General features: G+C 52.4%; 17 protein-coding genes. 7 read left to right on the forward strand and 10 right to left on the reverse strand.

Annotated features, from left to right (window positions below):
• The coding region (locus AC6F7T_RS02560) for a VTT domain-containing protein (protein WP_500716403.1) at window positions 1–889 on the reverse strand (889 nt) is incomplete at its 3' end.
• Between the two features lie 88 nt (window positions 890–977).
• Window positions 978–1,505 (reverse strand): peroxidase-related enzyme, encoded by a 528-nt coding sequence (locus tag AC6F7T_RS02565; RefSeq protein WP_500716404.1) that lies wholly within the window; start codon window positions 1,503–1,505, stop codon window positions 978–980.
• A gap of 604 nt (window positions 1,506–2,109) precedes the next feature.
• Between AC6F7T_RS02565 and AC6F7T_RS02570 the strand changes: the two genes are divergently transcribed.
• Window positions 2,110–2,790, forward strand: a complete 681-nt coding sequence (locus AC6F7T_RS02570; RefSeq protein ID WP_500716405.1) for a cyclic nucleotide-binding domain-containing protein — start codon at window positions 2,110–2,112, stop codon at window positions 2,788–2,790.
• An 80-nt stretch (window positions 2,791–2,870) separates the two neighbouring features.
• On the opposite strand, the gene AC6F7T_RS02575 is transcribed toward AC6F7T_RS02570, so the two are convergent.
• Window positions 2,871–2,996: a hypothetical protein gene (locus AC6F7T_RS02575; protein WP_500716406.1), complete on the reverse strand. Its 126-nt coding sequence runs from the start codon at window positions 2,994–2,996 to the stop codon at window positions 2,871–2,873.
• A gap of 55 nt (window positions 2,997–3,051) precedes the next feature.
• On the opposite strand from AC6F7T_RS02575, the gene AC6F7T_RS02580 reads away from it, so the two are divergent.
• Entirely contained in the window at window positions 3,052–3,621 is a 570-nt protein-coding gene (locus tag AC6F7T_RS02580; RefSeq protein WP_500716407.1) for a sigma-70 family RNA polymerase sigma factor, read from the forward strand.
• Window positions 3,608–4,279: an NrsF family protein gene (locus tag AC6F7T_RS02585; protein ID WP_500716408.1), complete on the forward strand. Its 672-nt coding sequence runs from the start codon at window positions 3,608–3,610 to the stop codon at window positions 4,277–4,279. Before AC6F7T_RS02580 ends, AC6F7T_RS02585 begins: the two co-directional genes overlap by 14 nt.
• Before the next feature lie 68 nt (window positions 4,280–4,347).
• Here the strand turns inward: AC6F7T_RS02585 and AC6F7T_RS02590 are convergent, their stop codons facing one another.
• The gene (locus tag AC6F7T_RS02590) at window positions 4,348–4,461 is read right to left on the reverse strand and encodes a 4a-hydroxytetrahydrobiopterin dehydratase (RefSeq protein WP_500716477.1); all 114 of its coding nucleotides are present in this window, start codon (window positions 4,459–4,461) and stop codon (window positions 4,348–4,350) included.
• Between the two features lie 438 nt (window positions 4,462–4,899).
• On the opposite strand from AC6F7T_RS02590, the gene AC6F7T_RS02595 reads away from it, so the two are divergent.
• Window positions 4,900–5,952 (forward strand): SO_0444 family Cu/Zn efflux transporter, encoded by a 1,053-nt coding sequence (locus tag AC6F7T_RS02595; RefSeq protein ID WP_500716409.1) that lies wholly within the window; start codon window positions 4,900–4,902, stop codon window positions 5,950–5,952.
• 420 nt (window positions 5,953–6,372) lie between these two features.
• Here AC6F7T_RS02595 and AC6F7T_RS02600 read toward each other — a convergent pair whose 3' ends face one another.
• Both AC6F7T_RS02600 and arsS read right to left on the reverse strand, forming a co-directional pair.
• The gene (locus AC6F7T_RS02600) at window positions 6,373–7,065 is read right to left on the reverse strand and encodes a DUF3047 domain-containing protein (RefSeq protein WP_500716410.1); all 693 of its coding nucleotides are present in this window, start codon (window positions 7,063–7,065) and stop codon (window positions 6,373–6,375) included.
• Between the two features lie 328 nt (window positions 7,066–7,393).
• On the reverse strand, window positions 7,394–8,368 hold the full coding sequence (gene arsS, locus AC6F7T_RS02605) for an arsenosugar biosynthesis radical SAM (seleno)protein ArsS (protein WP_500716411.1): 975 nt from the start codon (window positions 8,366–8,368) through the stop codon (window positions 7,394–7,396).
• Window positions 8,369–8,559: 191 nt separating this feature from the next.
• On the opposite strand from arsS, the gene AC6F7T_RS02610 reads away from it, so the two are divergent.
• Together AC6F7T_RS02610 and tsaA are read left to right on the forward strand one after the other, a co-directional pair.
• On the forward strand, window positions 8,560–9,471 hold the full coding sequence (locus AC6F7T_RS02610; RefSeq protein WP_500716412.1) for an EamA family transporter: 912 nt from the start codon (window positions 8,560–8,562) through the stop codon (window positions 9,469–9,471).
• Window positions 9,471–10,178: a tRNA (N6-threonylcarbamoyladenosine(37)-N6)-methyltransferase TrmO gene (gene tsaA, locus AC6F7T_RS02615; RefSeq protein ID WP_500716413.1), complete on the forward strand. Its 708-nt coding sequence runs from the start codon at window positions 9,471–9,473 to the stop codon at window positions 10,176–10,178. Before AC6F7T_RS02610 ends, tsaA begins: the two co-directional genes overlap by 1 nt.
• 79 nt (window positions 10,179–10,257) lie before the next feature.
• Here the strand turns inward: tsaA and acnA are convergent, their stop codons facing one another.
• A complete protein-coding gene (gene acnA / locus AC6F7T_RS02620; RefSeq protein WP_500716414.1) occupies window positions 10,258–12,915 on the reverse strand; it encodes an aconitate hydratase AcnA in 2,658 nt (885 codons plus the stop codon).
• A 267-nt stretch (window positions 12,916–13,182) separates the two neighbouring features.
• Here acnA and AC6F7T_RS02625 point away from each other — a divergent pair, with 267 nt between their 5' ends.
• Complete coding sequence (locus AC6F7T_RS02625) at window positions 13,183–13,383, forward strand: cold-shock protein (protein ID WP_191155658.1); 201 nt, start codon at window positions 13,183–13,185, stop codon at window positions 13,381–13,383.
• A gap of 137 nt (window positions 13,384–13,520) precedes the next feature.
• On the opposite strand, the gene nth is transcribed toward AC6F7T_RS02625, so the two are convergent.
• The 3 genes from nth to AC6F7T_RS02640 form a co-directional block, all read right to left on the reverse strand.
• The gene (gene nth, locus AC6F7T_RS02630; protein WP_500716415.1) at window positions 13,521–14,162 is read right to left on the reverse strand and encodes an endonuclease III; all 642 of its coding nucleotides are present in this window, start codon (window positions 14,160–14,162) and stop codon (window positions 13,521–13,523) included.
• Window positions 14,163–14,207: 45 nt separating this feature from the next.
• The gene (locus tag AC6F7T_RS02635; protein ID WP_500716416.1) at window positions 14,208–14,951 is read right to left on the reverse strand and encodes an endonuclease/exonuclease/phosphatase family protein; all 744 of its coding nucleotides are present in this window, start codon (window positions 14,949–14,951) and stop codon (window positions 14,208–14,210) included.
• A 224-nt stretch (window positions 14,952–15,175) separates the two neighbouring features.
• Window positions 15,176–15,715 (reverse strand): peptidylprolyl isomerase, encoded by a 540-nt coding sequence (locus AC6F7T_RS02640; protein ID WP_500716478.1) that lies wholly within the window; start codon window positions 15,713–15,715, stop codon window positions 15,176–15,178.
• Window positions 15,716–15,742: the final 27 nt, after the last annotated feature.

Here is a 15,742-nt window from a genome sequence, read left to right on the forward strand (position 1 = left end):
AGTTAAGAATTTTAGCCGACCGGATCAGAGCTTTACTCGGTACACAGCCGGTATTCAGGCAATCGCCTCCCATCTTGTCGCGCTCAATCAGGGCGACTTTCGACTTCACCGCCGCAGCGATATAAGAACTGACCAGACCGGCGGATCCGGCCCCAAGGACGACAATGTTGTAGTCGAAGGACTTCGGTTTGACGAACTGCTTCAAGATGCGGCTTTTTTGCACAATATCAACTCCTTTACGGGCAAGCAGGGGGAAAACTCCGAGCAGGACAAATGAAAAGAGGAGCCCGGGCGAGAGAATTCCGCCCAGACTCTCGATCTGACCAAGCTGGGTGCCGGCGTTGACGTAAACAGCGGTACCAGCCAGCATGCCGATCTGGCTGACCCAGTAGTAGGTCCAGGTGCGCATCGGGGTCAAACCCATGACCAGATTGATGACAAAGAAAGGAAACAGGGGCACCAACCGCAAGGTAAACAGATAGAATCCCCCCTCTTTGGCAATGCCGTCATTGAGGGCCTTCAGACGTTCGCCAAACTTCCCCTGAACCCAGTCACGTAACAGAAAACGACTGACCAGAAAGGCCAGAGTCGCGCCGATGGTACTGGCGAAAGACACCACGATCAGCGCCGACCAGAAACCGAACAGGGCACCGCCGGCCAGGGTCATGACGGTTGCGCCGGGCAGCGACAAGGCGGTGACGACAATATAAAGCAAAAAATAGGTTCCCAGGGTCACCAGACGATTCGCCAGATAAAACTGGTGAAAGGCCTCCTGCCGTGTTTTCAGCTCCGCCAGGGTCAGAAAATGATGCAGATCAAACACAAAAAAGAGCCCGATCAGAACCACAACGACAGCAACAATAATTCCTTTTTTTCCCAACAAACCCATAGTTTCCTCCCGGCAGCAAGGTGCTCGCCGATCATCTGATACTTTTATCCAATGAGGGTGTTTCCCCTGCTTAAAATCTTCTTGCAAGCTACCCCAACTCTACCTGCAAGACGTCAAGGAATTTATTAAAAGCAGTAAACACCTCCATGACACCCAAAGCCTCGACAATCTGTGCATCTGTCGCGCCGATAGCCTTAAGCGCCTGAAATTCTTCATCGCTGACCCGGTGGGGGTCGCTGTTGGCTTTACGGGCAAAGCGGATCAGGGATCGCTCCAGTTCAGAAAAATCGGCAGCGTCAAGTTGCGAGGATATTTTTTCGATCTCTTCGTCGCTGAGCCCAATCATCTGCAAAGCACCGGTATGGGCGGCAACACAGTAGTTACAGCCATTGTCCTGCGACACCAGCAGGGCGATGGCCTCTTTGGTCTTGCGCGACAGGTCACCTTCCATCATCACCCGTTTCACCTTGTTCCAGTTGGCTTCGAGCAGCGGCGGATGATGGGCGTAGGTTGAAAACAGATGGGGGACATAACCAAAAGCCTGATCGATTTCTTTGAGAATACCGGCAACATTATCAGCTACATCCTTAATATCCAGGGTGCAAATCCGACTCATAAAGCCTCCTTTGTTGAAACTCGGTTAATAAAAGCTCAACGTATCTGTTCAGCACCGGATCGGGGGTCCTATGTCAAGGGACGCGATTGTTTCCCGTTGGGTCATCCCTGACCGCTTTTTGTCGCCGTCCATGGCGACAAAAACCCTTGCCACAGGAACCCCGACCCTGCGCAAGTACAGTGCTGAATAGTTACAGCTCAACGATAGTCCCTTGGGTTAACCATCGTCTTAAATATCCCCTGATGCTAATCCTAACGAGATCGGTAAAGACAGAATGTAACACATCTTACATTCAGGTGGTTTTGCTGACGCATTTTCGTTTAAATATTAGAAAAAGAAAAAATTTGCAGAGGAAGGGGAATGTGGGACTGAAAACCTCCGGACAAGAGGTGAGCGGCGGGAGGTTTTTGATAGCTATTTTACCGGACCGACAAAAATCCAGTCATTGTCTTTTAGCCTCCTCCGCAGAATCTGTGGGTAGGCGGCTGAAAATATAAGCTGGGATACTTTTCGGCAAAGTGGTGGCATTATTTGTTAAGTTAATTCTTTTAATCAAGTAAAAACCTGCTAAAGTAGGGACTTACCGTTTATCAGAGGAAAAACAATGCAGGACAAAATCTGGTACATCAAGAATACCGGCGGGGTTTTTGCCAGCCTCAGTGATGAGGACAAGTCATATCTGGCAGGTATCAGCAAAATGGAGGAATGCCTCCGTGGCCAGCCTTTTTATCTGTCCCGTGATGTCAGTGACAAGATTTATCTGGTTAAAAAAGGGCGGGTTCGCCTGGGAATGGTGAATGCCGAAGGTAATGAAATCACGCTCGATGTCTTAGGCCCTGGTGAAATTTTTGGAGAACTGGCCGTCACCGATGAAAAAAGGCGCTCACACTTTGCCGAAGCTACCGAGGACAGCCTGGTCTGTATCTTCAGCCGCACCCATTTTAATAAATTTCTGACTGAACATCCGGAGTTGACCTTCAATATCATGAAGTTGATCGGCTTTCGCCTGCGCGAATTGGAAACCCGTCTCCAGGATCTGACCTTTAAATCTGTCTCGGAACGACTCAAAACAACCTTGCTACGCCTCACCGAACGTCACGGAATCAAGGAAGCAAACGGCATCAGGCTGACAATTACGCAGAAGGATATTGCCTATCTGGTGGGAGCAACGCGTGAAGCTGTCGCTGAGGAAATCGCCCGGCTCAAACGTGCAGGACTTCTGCAAACCGCCTACCGCTCTTTGTTGATTCCTGATCTTGAGGCCTTAAAAAAGCAAGAAAGATAAGTACTGGTGGCGATTATTCGCACCAGAAACTGCATAGTCACTTATGATCACATGTCATGGCGATGCGGCACAATCCCTGCCTAGTCATCATCCCGATCTAGACTGCCATCACCCAACCATTGACGCGTTGACTCGTACGTCCGGGTCATCATCTGCTTGACCTCGACAAAATCGAAGGCAAAAGCGAAGAGGTTTATTTTTATCATATTCAGCGTATCATGCTATGGTTTCTGCAAATAAATCACTATCGGAAGACCCAAGATGGCTCCTTCACCAACAGATCGGCAGCTTGCCGAAGCCATGCGTAAAGCCCAGACGGGTGACGGCAAGGCTTACCATCAACTGCTAACGGATATCGCTCCAATGATTCGGGGTTTTATCTACAAGCGCCTGGGGGATCACAGCGAGTTGGAGGATCGGGTACAGGACGTCCTGCTGGCCGTCCATCGCGCCGGACACACCTTCAATAGCGATCGCTCTTTTTTGAACTGGATGTTTGCCATTGCCGATTACAAGATCAAGGATCATCTGCGCAGCCATTACCGACGTAAAGCGGCGGGAATCCAGGTGGAACTGGAGGCTGTTGCAGAACAGAGGGCACCGGAGTTGCGGATGGCACTGGATGATCGTCAACAGCTTGACAGATTACTTGAAACCTTATCCCCGCGGGAGCGAACTATTATCCAGATGATGAAAATCGAAGGGCATAGTGCCCGGGACGTGGGGAACAGCCTCGGCATGAGTGAGGGCGCCGTCAAGGTCGCCGTTCACCGCGCCATGAAAACCCTGGCGCTACAGGCCCAACAGGAAGATTCTCATGCAAACCAGTGATCTTATCACCCGACTTGCCCAAGCAGGCGCGCCAAAGGCTGCACCCAAGGCTTCCGCTGTCGTGTTGCGCCTGTTGATGCTGATGACCCTCTACTTTGCCCTGTTGTTAGTGAGCCACGGGTTGCGCGACGATATCGGTCAGAAAATTCAGCAAAGCCTGTTTTTAACTGAAGTCCTGCTGATGCTGGGCGTTGTGCTGCTCAGTACGCTGGCTGCCGGCTGGCTCAGCCTGCCCGACATCAACCAGAAACCCTGGGTCCGCTTTGTGCCCTTACTACCCCTGGGCCTGTTTGCCGGCTTGCTTATCTACGGCATGTGGAACTTCAGTACCCTGACTTTAAGTGAGTGCCTACAATTGGGTCGCTTTGATTGTGTCGTGCGCATCATCCTCTACGGGCTGCTACCGGGGGGGGTCATGTTTTATGTCACAGCCAAAGCCGCCCCCACCCGCTGCTGCTGGGCCGGGAGCATGATCGGTCTGTGCGTTGCCGGCCTGGGTTATATCCTGCTGCGGCTGGTGGATCCCAGTGATGATCCAGTGCAGCTTGTAGTCTGGCACTTTCTCCCGGTGATGTTCATGACGCTAGTTGGGATGGGGCTGGGGCGCTGGCTGCTGGGACGCTGGCAAAACCGCTCAGAAACCCGGTGGGTCTCTTAAGCAATCAGAATAAAAACCTGATCGGTTCCGGCCACCGAATATCCGGTCTCCTGCCCGTTCTGCTGATATTAGGATGCCCGTTTTTTCAATACGCTGATCTTTGCCGCAAGAATAAAGTCACTTTCTTTTAGTCCGTCCATCTTATGTGTCCAGATCCGCACGGGTACAAGACCCCATGTCATATCAGCGTGAGGACTAACCAGCCTCCACCAATGGCAGCAAGCTGTCGCGGTTTTTTCGCCCCCAACCAGGTAGAACAAAATACGCCACACATACGCTCAGCGCTGAAAGGAAAAAAGCGCGCAGGGAAAGGCCGGGCGCTTGGCCCGATTTTGGCGTCAGAGCGGCTTCACCTAGAGCACCATTTGCTATCAATGCCCGTCTACACCAACAATGATTTTGCGACTATTCCTGGTGCCACTCTTTTGCTTCTCTCACCTGGGATTGGAGTTCAGCAGCGCTGTCTTGTGGCTCCGGTGAGGACGATTTATTATGTTGTTGCTGGTCCCCGCGCAAGGATAATCCTGTCAGTGGGTTGTGGAGTCAGCGGTCTTCGGATGATACTTGATAATGGTACAACAAATCATTTCGACAGATAACCCTTGATTGGAATCCGACACATGATCATCCTTAACGAAATTCTCTCCATTGCCCTAACAGCTGCACCCTGGCTGCTGGTTGGGTTTTTTGCCGCCGGGCTGATCAAAGCCTTTGTGCCTGAAGAGGTTCTGCAGCGTCTGGTTGGCGGATCCGACCTGCTGGACATCGCCCGTGCAGCGGTCATCGGAGCTCCTTTGCCACTATGTTCCTGTGGAGCCATTCCGACGGCTCTGGCGCTACACCGGGGCGGTGCCGGCCGTGGGCCAACCACCGCGTTTCTCATTGGGACCCCCGGCATCGGGGTCGACTCCCTCGCCATCACCTATGCTCTGCTCGGACCCTTCATGGCTATAGTACGGGCGAGTGGCGCTGTGGTCACTGCCATCATCACTGGGTTGCTTGTTGCCACATCAGACAGATCTGCAACCAATCTCCCCTTGTCTCCTGACTCAGTGTCTTCCGACAATATTGCTTGCAAGGATACCTGTACTTGCAAATCAGTGCCGCAGAATGCCGCCAAGCTTCCCTTTGTCGATCGGTTGCGTAACGGCGTGAGTTATGCTTTCGGTGAGCTCCTGGATGATATTCGCCTCTGGTTGGTGATCGGTCTGGTGATGGCGGGTCTGCTTCTGGCCTTTGTGCCGCCGCAAGCCCTGGCCGCTTACGGCAGTGGTCTCGGGCCGATGTTGCTCATGGCGGTGATCGGTATTCCGTTGTACATCTGTGCCACCGCCGCGACGCCCATCGCCGCAGCCATGCTGGTGGCTGGGGTCTCCCCGGGTACCGTACTGGTATTCCTGCTGGCAGGCCCGATCACAAGTCTGGCCACCCTCGGAGTGCTGCGCCGGGAAATGGGCAATCGTGCCCTTGGCTGCTACCTGATCGGAATTGTTTCTACTTCCTTGGTACTCGGAGTGCTGGTTGACGGGGTTGTCAGGGAATTTAGCATTGAAGTTCCGGCACAGATCGGTGCCGTGCAGGAATTGCTGCCCCTGTGGTTGGAGTGGAGCGCCCTGATCCTGCTGATATTGGTGTCCTTGCGCCCGGTTAGAAGGATGTTATTACTCCGGTGAGTAAATAACCTGTCATCCCCGCGTGCCTTAATTGGGGATCCGTTCTTTAACAGCCTAAAATCTCACTGGATTCCCGCTTTCGCGGGAATGAGGATGTAAGTTCAACTTTTAACTGTTTTGTCGCCGAAGCAATAAGTCGAATGGCACCGGCATGATTGGAATTGTCAGAAATGCAATAAGAGAGTCTCGCAAGTCATTCTGTTTTCCTTCATGCGCCTGAGAAGATGACCTTTGACTATTCTTACAAACCCTGATATCTGGGAACAGGACGGTTAAAGCGGCTGCCAAACTGCCAACGGTTTTTTCACCCGAACTGTTCTGACTTCCCTACACCCTCCCTGAAGAAAACCCTGATCAGACTGCGGCGGCGGTTCAAAAACGGCTCCAAGGAAGGAGTATTGGCAACAACATCAAGCCTGCTCAGGGGCAGTAAAGGGGCGGATCAGCATCCTTGTCTGCCGCCACCAGACGGATATCGGCGTACCAGGCGCGGGCTTCTCCGCCGGTATTATCGGTATCGGTCATCAGGGCGATGGCTCCGGCTGTTGGCGGAGCATCGCCAAAAATCTCGCGGTAATCCTGATAAACATTACGACATTCTGTAATCCAGGTGCCGGCCCGCTCATTTCCGCTTTGCACCGCCATCATGCGGGCATTACCGAAAAATGGGTTGGGAACAACCTCCCCTTGCGCCAGGCGATTGGCCCAGATGTAGTTGATACTTCTGGTTTTGGGCTTGAACCAGTGGGGAAACACCACATAGACGCGGGCAGGATAGTCATCTCCCTCCCTGGTCAGGGCGTTTCCGGCAGGAATAATACCCTCTACCTTCCAGCGCCATACGAGAATCGGATAGGAGGCGAGATCGACATCGATTTCATACACCAGCCCCGACGCCTGCTTGCGGCTTTCAGCCTGCAGCACCACCTCGCCACCATCTTCGAGCAAGCGGTACTGCGTCGGATCTGTCGCGCGAAAATGCTGCTCACGCCAACCGTCGGCAATTCCCTGTTCAGGATCGCCAAAAGATAATCGCAGATCCGCCGCCTGAACAAGAGATCCCCCCATCAGCATGAGGATCAGAACGATTTGGCGGAAACAGATCAACAGCATGGGCTGGCTCCTGGCGTATCGGCTACGGCTGAGGGATGACAGAGAAAAAAACCAGAGTGGTTGTGAAAACCCTGAGGTGGTCCGTAGATCATGACTGCTTTGCAGCACATCCCCGTAATAATTCTGAATCGATTGACTGCGGGTTTCATTGATCGTCTGTATCTGTTCAGCACCGGGCCTTTGAATCCTATGTCAAGGGACGCGATTGTTTCCCGTTGGGTCTTCCATGACCGCTTTTTGTCGCCGTCCATGGCGACAAAAACCCTTGCCACAGGATCCAAAGGCCCTGCGCAAGGATAGCGCTGAATAGTTACGATCGTCTCGAAGCTCATAGCAGTGCTCCGCCACAGGAACTGCCGGCACCAGCGCTGCAGCCGAAACAATGCTCAGCGGTGGCGATGCGGCGAGGGACCTGTTCGAGACGTTCGATATCCCAGATGTTGCAGACCTCACCGCCCACGGGAAGGTTAACCATCTGATTAAAATCACAGTCATAAAGGCTACCATCCCAGGCGACAGAGACCTGTTGCAGACACATGAGGTTGCGCGCAGCGACGGGGTTGAAGTTCTCCACCAGCAGATTCAGATAGTCATCATACTGCTGGTTTCGATGCAAATGCTGGGCATAACGGGTTACCGGAATGTTGGAGAGGGTATAGAGCCGGTTGAAAACAATCCCGAACCGACCCATAAGTTGCTCGCGATAGGCCTGTTCCAAAGCGGTTTGACTGGGTGGCAAATGCGCTCCGACGGGGTTGTAAACCAGATTTAATTGCAACTCTGCGTCGGGCTGCCCGTAACCCAGAGCGTTGAGTTGCTTAAGGGCCTTGATGCTTTTAGCAAACACCCCGTCACCACGCTGATTGTTGACATTATCTTCGAGATAGCAGGGCAAAGAAGCTACGACTTCGACCCGCTGTTGTGCCAGAAATGCGGCGGTATCTTCCTGCCCGGGCTCAAACAGCACGGTCAGATTACAGCGCAGCAGAAGGTTCTTGCCCAGCGCCCTGACCTTCTTCACGAAGGGACGAAAGTTGGGGTTGAGTTCCGGTGCACCGCCGGTCATATCGACGGTTTGCACAGCAGGCGACTGCTCCAGCAGCTCAATCAGTCGGTCAAAGGTCGTTGTCGTCATCATCTCGTCGCGCCAGGGGCCGGCGTCAACATGGCAATGGGCGCAGGATTGATTACATAGCTTGCCGACATTGATCTGGAGGGTGAAAATCGTTTGACGCTCCAGCTGAATCTGGTGGTGGTTGAGGGTATCGTCAAAGGTAGGTATACATTGCTCACAGATTAGCATGCTGTTCTCCGCAATAAGGGTTTTCCTGTTATTCGCCCTGCAATCAGAAAAGTTACCCAATCAGGTTATTTGTAGGTAGTGAAAATTTCTCTGTCTCTCTTACAAGACAATAATGGTTCCTTATGTTTTTTGATGGAAAGATTTATCAGGGGGTATTATCTTCCGGCTGAATCTTACTATGGAGTACTTAGGTGAGGAAATTCAATCAATGGTTACCACAAATCTGTCTGCTGCTGGCGATGATTCTCTGGGCCAGCTCTTTTGTTGCCATGAAGTTGGCGCTCACGGGATATCATCCAATGCAGGTGGTTTTTGGCCGGATGCTGATTGCTACCCTGTGTTTCTCTATCTTTATCCCATCTTTCCGGCGTCTGACATTCCGCCGCAAAGATGTCAAATACCTGCTGTTAATGGCTTTTTGCGAACCCTGTCTGTATTTTCTGTTTGAAGCCAAAGCCCTTGAATTGACCAGTGCTTCCCAAGCCGGAATGATTTCCGCTATCCTGCCCTTGTTGGTGGCTGTGCTGGCCTGGGGTCTGTTGAAGGAACAGATTCGCCGCCAGACCCTGATCGGCTTCGGTGTAGCAATTGGTGGCGTTATCTGGTTGAGCCTGGCTGGAGACAGCAGCGACAATGCGCCTAACCCCTTACTGGGTAATTTTCTGGAGTTTCTCGCGATGATTTTTGCTGCCGGCTATACCATTTCGGTCAAACACTTAAGCAGTCACTACCCGCCCCTGTTCCTGACGGCTTTTCAGGCTTTTATCGGCAGTCTGTTTTTTTTCCCTTTTTTGCTACTGCCGGGTGCGGGTCTGCCGGCCGGCTGGGTAATGGTTCCTGCTCTGGCCGTTATCTATCTCGGGGTTGCCATCAGCTGTCTGGCCTACGGCTGTTATAATTTCGGTGTCAGCAAAATTCCGGCTAATCGCGCCGCCGCCTATGTCAATCTGATTCCGGTATTTGCTGTGATCATGGGGATGCTCATTCTGGGTGACAAACTTAACATGTCACAATTATTTGCCTGCATTCTGGTCTTCTTCGGGGTCTGGTTGAGCAGTCGCAAAGCTCCTTTGACCAATCTGCAATCAGCAAAGGGGGTTTAATGAATAAGCTGCAGCTGTCCCCCATTGCCATCATCCACTCGCCGTTCAGGGAAAAGTTCGCAACCCCGCGCCAGGCGGGTCTGGCACCGTCGATCAGGGCCACCGTCAAGTTTCTGCCCGAATACAGCTCCGCCGAAGCTGTTCGTGGTCTTGATGGCTTCAGTCATCTCTGGCTACTTTTTGTTTTTCACCAGCATCTTGATCAGGGGTGGAGCCCGACGGTGCGACCGCCCCGGCTGGGCGGCAACCGCCGCGTTGGGGTCTTTGCCTCGCGTTCCCCCTTTCGCCCCAACCCCATCGGCCTGTCCGCCGTTACATTGCTTGACATTCACAACAAGCCTGGCGCATTGACGCTGGAGGTGCAGGGAGCAGACCTGATCGATGCAACGCCGATCATTGATATCAAGCCCTATATCCCCTATGCCGACAGCCTTCCGAATGCGCAGGGCGGCTTTGCCGGCAGCGAGCCACAATCCTGCCTGGAGGTCAGCTTCAGTGATCAGGCCCGGCGCAAACTGATCGATTTTTCTGTTCAGGCGCCGGAACTGGAAACCCTGATCCGCGAAACCCTGTCCCTCGATCCACGTCCGGCTTATCGCCACCAAGGGGACGATCAGCGCTCATACGGCTGTCTTCTTGACCGCTTCAATATCCGCTGGCAGGTTGCCGGCACGCAAGTTATTATCAGCGACATTGAGATTGATTGAATAGTTGACCCACAAAAAACGCCGATGGAGTTGGTTTTCTCCACCGGCGCTGTCATGATCGATCTGCCTTGAAATGTCGCTACTTCTTCATCAGTTCCAGCAACACGTGGTTAAGAATTCCGCCACTTTTGAAGAAAGCCACCTCCTGATCGGTGTCGATCCGGCACAGCACCTCGATGATCTGGCGCTGGCCGTTGGCACGGATAATCTCAAGCGGCAATTTCTGCTTTGCCTGCAGGACTGGACCGGCAGGCAGATTGAAGGTTTCACTACCGTCCAACCCCAGACTTTCAGCACTGTCTTTGCCGGTAAACTGGAGCGGTAAGACCCCCATCCCGACCAGGTTGGAACGATGAATACGCTCGTAGCTTTGGGTTAATACCGCTTTGATCCCAAGCATCAAAGTCCCTTTAGCGGCCCAGTCACGACTGGAACCGGTGCCGTATTCCTTGCCTGCCACCACGATCAGCGGGACCGATTCATCGATATAGCGTTGTGATGCATCATAAATACTCAGATCATCACCGGAAGGGTAGTGCCTGGTAACGCCCCCTTCACTACCCGGTATCATACGATTGCGCAGGCGGATATTGGCAAAGGTGCCACGGACCATCAGTTCCGGATTGCCACGACGTGAACCATAGGAATTGAACTCCTCCTCGTCAACCCCGCGCTCACGCAGATAGATCCCTGCCGGACTACTTGCCTTGATCGATCCGGCCGGGGAAATATGATCAGTGGTGATGGTATCGCCGAGCAAAGCCAGCACTCTGGCGTCTTTAATCCCCGGATAGCCAGGTGCAACTTCCAGGGAATCAAAAAAGATCGGGCGCCGGATATAGGTTGATTCTTTATCCCAGGCATAGGTCAAACCTTCGGGTACCGGCAGGTTCTGCCAGCTTTCATCGCCATCAAAAACCTCGGCATACTCCTTAAGAAACATCTGCGCATTGACCAGGGCCACCATCTCGGCAACCTCGGCGTTACTCGGCCAGATGTCCTTCAGATAGACCGGTTGACCGTCGGTGCCGGTACCGATCGGTTCGTTGGTCAGGTCAATACGGGTGGTACCGGCCAGGGCAAAAGCAACCACCAAGGGTGGTGAGGCAAGCCAGTTGGCTTTGGTCTGGGCGTGGATACGCCCCTCAAAGTTGCGGTTACCCGATAACACCGAGCAGACCGTGAGATCACCGGCTTCGATAGCTTCAGCGATCGGTCCACTTAAGGGTCCGGAATTACCGATACAGGTGGTACAGCCATAACCGACCACATTAAAACCTAGCTGGTCAAGAAAGTCCTGCAGGCCGGCCTTGGCCAGGTAGCTGGTAACCACCTTGGATCCGGGAGCCAGGGATGTTTTAACCCAGGACCTGGTGTTCAGTCCTTTTTCCACGGCTTTTTTAGCCAGCAGCCCGGCGGCCATCATCACTGCCGGATTGGAGGTGTTGGTACAGGAGGTAATCGCCGCGATCACCACGTCACCGTGGTGCAGTTGATCCTTGCTGTCAGGAATGGGAACAGCCTTATCGGGGTTCTGTGCAGGGATAACTTCCTGTGTCGAGGTCCGCATCTGCTCCAACAAGACGCGGTCCTGCGGGCGCTTCGGTCCGGCCAGACTGGGTCTGACCGTGCTTAAATCAAGCTCCAGCACAGCACTATAAACCGGCTCCGCCAGATCATCGCTACGCCATAGTCCCTGCTCCTTGCAGTAAGCCTCGACCAAATCAATGGTCTGCTGACTGCGTCCGGTCAACGCCAGATATTTCAGGGTTATCTGGTCAATGGGGAAGAATCCGCAGGTTGCTCCATACTCCGGCGCCATATTGGCGATGGTAGCGCGGTCCGCCAGTGGTAGTTGCGACAGTCCGGCACCAAAGAATTCGACAAACTTACTGACCACACCGTGTTGACGCAACATCTGGGTCACGGTCAGAACCAGATCGGTGGCGGTGACCCCTTCGGGCAGGCTACCGGTCAGACGAAAACCCACTACCTCGGGAATCAGCATGGAGATGGGTTGGCCCAGCATCGCCGCTTCAGCTTCAATGCCGCCGACCCCCCAGCCCAGCACGCCGAGGCCGTTGATCATGGTCGTGTGGCTGTCGGTACCTACCAGGGTGTCGGGATAAACCCAGGTTTCGCTGTCAGCTTGGTCGCTCCACACGCCCTGGGCCAGATACTCAAGATTGACCTGATGGCAGATTCCGGTACCTGGTGGAACCACGCGAAAATTATTGAAAGCTTTCTGTCCCCAGCGCAAAAATGTATAGCGCTCGCGGTTGCGTTCCATTTCACGATCAACATTCGCCTTGTAAGCGTCGGAACTACCGAAATGATCGACCATGACCGAATGATCAATAACCAGATCGACGGGAATCTGAGGATTGATAGCTGCCGGGTTCCCGCCTCGTTTGGCCACCGCGTCGCGCATCGCCGCCAGATCAACTATCGCCGGCACACCGGTAAAATCCTGCATTAATACCCGCGCCGGACTGAACGCAATTTCGCCGGCCTGTGCGGTTTTTGTGCCCCACTTGGCAACAGCTTCGATATCCTGGCGCTGGACCAATTGACCATCTTCTTTGCGCAGCAGGTTTTCCAGCAGAATTTTGATGGTAAATGGAAGACGATCAATATTGCCCAGTCCCGTTGCCGAGGCTGATTTCAGGCTATGGTAACGGTAATTGATACCATTGACCGTCAGATTTTTTTCACTCGCAAATGAATTGCCGGCCATCGGCGACCTCCTTATGTTGTTATGTTGTTATGTTATTTTTGAGTCTACCCTGTGTTTCGTACAATTGCCAACACAGCCTCATCATATTTGTCTAAAATCATTATGTCACTATGGGTGTTAACCACCATTGTAATGCTAACGTTGCCTCAAAAAGTGCTACAAAAACATGGTTTCCTTGCAAAATAACGTTGTTTTTCATTGTTTCTTGTGCTAGAAGCAAAACGTAGTAATCGGTTACCCTCGACAAAATGTATAAGGAGTAAAAGCATGGCAGAAGGTACTGTAAAGTGGTTCAACGATTCTAAAGGTTTTGGTTTTATCGAGCAGGACAACGGTCCTGATGTCTTCGTCCATTTTTCTGCTATCCAGTCCGAGGGGTTCAAATCCCTGGCTGAGGGAGATCGTGTAAGCTTTGACGTCATCCAGGGGGAAAAAGGCCCACAATCAGCAAATGTCGTAAAAATCTAGATTATCAACTGTTTTCTACAGCAATCGCTGTAGTTATGGACGCCTCTGAGGGTAGACCGGAAAGCCCCGCAAATTCTTGCGGGGCTTTTCTTATGTCAACTTATCTCACCTATTATCTACCCATATTCACGCCTGGATTAATGTGCCCGTTCAACCCCTTTTCGTGGACAAAGCGCAACAATTACACAGCGACTGCAGTGGGGAACAGGGGCCTTACAACAAGCCCGCCCATGCCAGATCAATAGATGGGCGCATTGGGTCCACTCGGATGACGGTAACAAGCGACACAGGTCTTTTTCTATTTGATCCGGGTGATCAGATCTGGTCCAGGCAAATCGACGCGCCAGGCGCTTAACATGGGTATCAACCACCATACCTGGTACGCCAAAGGCATTTCCTAGAACAACATTGGCCGTTTTGCGCCCAACCCCGGCAAGGGCAACGAGTTCTTTCAGGGTTTGCGGCACTTCGCCCTGATGTCTTTCAAGTACCTGCGCCGCACAGTTGATCAGATTTTTAGCCTTGTTGCGAAAAAACCCAGTTGAACGAATCACCTCCTCAACCCTTTCCTGTGCTGCCGACGCTAAACTGGCTGGATCGGGAAAAACCCTGAACAGTTCAACAGTCACCTGGTTCACCCGTACATCGGTACACTGGGCTGAGAGAATGGTGGCCACCAGGAGCTCCCAAGGAGATCGGTAATTCAGTGCACAATGGGCGTCAGGGTAAACCTGCTCAAGAAATTTGAGCAGTTGCAATGCTTTTTCGCGGCTCTTCATACCCGGTCTTTCTCAGCACAAACCACTTTTCCACATTTCATCAACTTATCCACAGACAGGCTTTGGGTGTTTATGGTTAAGTGTTACCTGATCTTTGATGCGCAGAGTACTGCGGGTATCACGGGTTTCTACATCTAGAACCATAGGCAGCTGAATTAGCGTTCTTTTTGCTTCTTTACTGGTGATTATCTGACCACTTAAAGCAGTAATAGGGCCCTGAAAATAGACGCGACCCCGTCCCCACAGAGGAAAAACTGCCGGGTAATTTGCCCGCCACAGGGGATAGTTCGCACGCACCAGTTGTGGATTAAAAGCAACTTGTCCACAGCCCCACAGAGGAAGGCCAAAGTCTCCGGCGATAATTGTTGCACAGGGAAAACTGCGACCGCCAAGCACCTGCTCGCCAAGAAGTCGGATGACTTGCTTAAGGCGCTTGCGCGGCTGCCAGCTTAAGGTCAGATTAACGAGATGAACGCGCTCGGCGGCTGGATCAAAATCGGCTCTGAGGCTGTGGTCACCATAACCTAAAGGGATGGTTTGTAGGTTATGCAGTGGGTAACGAGATAAAAAGGCACAGTTGCCTTCGCTATCGGATCCATAAGCCGGCAACCCGACTTGCTCTGCCAACCACTGTAGGGATGTTTCTCCCAATGGCGGCCCGATGCGTTGCAGCATTACCAGATCGGCACCCTGCTGGCGAATAATCTGGGCGCAAAGCTTCTGACACAGTTCACCGGAACGGCTGTGGGCATGATTGAGATCGTAGCTCATGACCCGAAATCGTGCCATCTATCCGCCTTTCTCTGGGTCGCCGGTTAGCCGCCAAGATTGATGGCGTCGTAAAAACGCACCAACTGCTGTGTTGCAGCCATCGTCTCACTGCTTCGACGGAGGTTAGTACGCCTCATTATTCAACCATGGCGCGCCTTGCATGTGGCGCTTTGAGCTGAGCCATCCATCCTGATGCTTTATGCGCGGGCATCAAGATTGGTCTGCAAAAACAACCGAATACGCTACAATGTATCAATTCTACGAATACTTTCAATGATTATCTGACGTTCGGGATAATCCTGAAAGAGGTTATTGCGGTTGTAAGTCTTTTGTTTACCGATTGTTTCAACTACATCCATCCCCCCAACCACCTGGCCAAAAACCGCATAGCCAAAAACGTTAGGGGTTCTGCCACGATGGTTAAGAAAGTCGTTGTCAGTCAGGTTGATAAAAAACTGACTGGTGGCGCTATCAACCTGGCTGGTGCGTGCCATTGCCAGGCTACCAGCGCGGTTTTTCAGTCCGTTGCCGGCTTCATTACGGATCGGCGCTGCAGTTTCCTTTTGGCGGTCTTGCTCGTCAAAGCCGCCCCCCTGAATCATGAATCCTTTAATGACACGATGAAAAACCGTTCCATCATAGAATCCCTGATCGACGTAATGAAGAAAGTTTTCTACTGTTTTTGGGGCCTGCTCTGGATACAGTTCAATCTGAATTGCTCCGTGGCTGGTTTTCATCTCAACCAGGGTAGCAGCAAACAGGCTGCCGCTTGCAAACCACATCAGCAGTATAAATGTTATCAGAATCCT

It is taken from the genome of Pelovirga sp., assembly GCF_059864205.1.

Coding starts and splice junctions, on each gene's coding strand:
- AC6F7T_RS02565 (WP_500716404.1), bottom strand. CDS start 1,505: ATGAGTCGGATTTGCACCCTGGATATTAAGGATGTAGCTGATAATGTT.
- AC6F7T_RS02570 (WP_500716405.1), top strand. CDS start 2,110: ATGCAGGACAAAATCTGGTACATCAAGAATACCGGCGGGGTTTTTGCC.
- AC6F7T_RS02575 (WP_500716406.1), bottom strand. CDS start 2,996: ATGATAAAAATAAACCTCTTCGCTTTTGCCTTCGATTTTGTCGAGGTC.
- AC6F7T_RS02580 (WP_500716407.1), top strand. CDS start 3,052: ATGGCTCCTTCACCAACAGATCGGCAGCTTGCCGAAGCCATGCGTAAA.
- AC6F7T_RS02585 (WP_500716408.1), top strand. CDS start 3,608: ATGCAAACCAGTGATCTTATCACCCGACTTGCCCAAGCAGGCGCGCCA.
- AC6F7T_RS02590 (WP_500716477.1), bottom strand. CDS start 4,461: ATGACATGGGGTCTTGTACCCGTGCGGATCTGGACACATAAGATGGAC.
- AC6F7T_RS02595 (WP_500716409.1), top strand. CDS start 4,900: ATGATCATCCTTAACGAAATTCTCTCCATTGCCCTAACAGCTGCACCC.
- AC6F7T_RS02600 (WP_500716410.1), bottom strand. CDS start 7,065: ATGCTGTTGATCTGTTTCCGCCAAATCGTTCTGATCCTCATGCTGATG.
- arsS (WP_500716411.1), bottom strand. CDS start 8,368: ATGCTAATCTGTGAGCAATGTATACCTACCTTTGACGATACCCTCAAC.
- tsaA (WP_500716413.1), top strand. CDS start 9,471: ATGAATAAGCTGCAGCTGTCCCCCATTGCCATCATCCACTCGCCGTTC.
- acnA (WP_500716414.1), bottom strand. CDS start 12,915: ATGGCCGGCAATTCATTTGCGAGTGAAAAAAATCTGACGGTCAATGGT.
- AC6F7T_RS02625 (WP_191155658.1), top strand. CDS start 13,183: ATGGCAGAAGGTACTGTAAAGTGGTTCAACGATTCTAAAGGTTTTGGT.
- nth (WP_500716415.1), bottom strand. CDS start 14,162: ATGAAGAGCCGCGAAAAAGCATTGCAACTGCTCAAATTTCTTGAGCAG.
- AC6F7T_RS02635 (WP_500716416.1), bottom strand. CDS start 14,951: ATGGCACGATTTCGGGTCATGAGCTACGATCTCAATCATGCCCACAGC.
- AC6F7T_RS02640 (WP_500716478.1), bottom strand. CDS start 15,715: ATGTGGTTTGCAAGCGGCAGCCTGTTTGCTGCTACCCTGGTTGAGATG.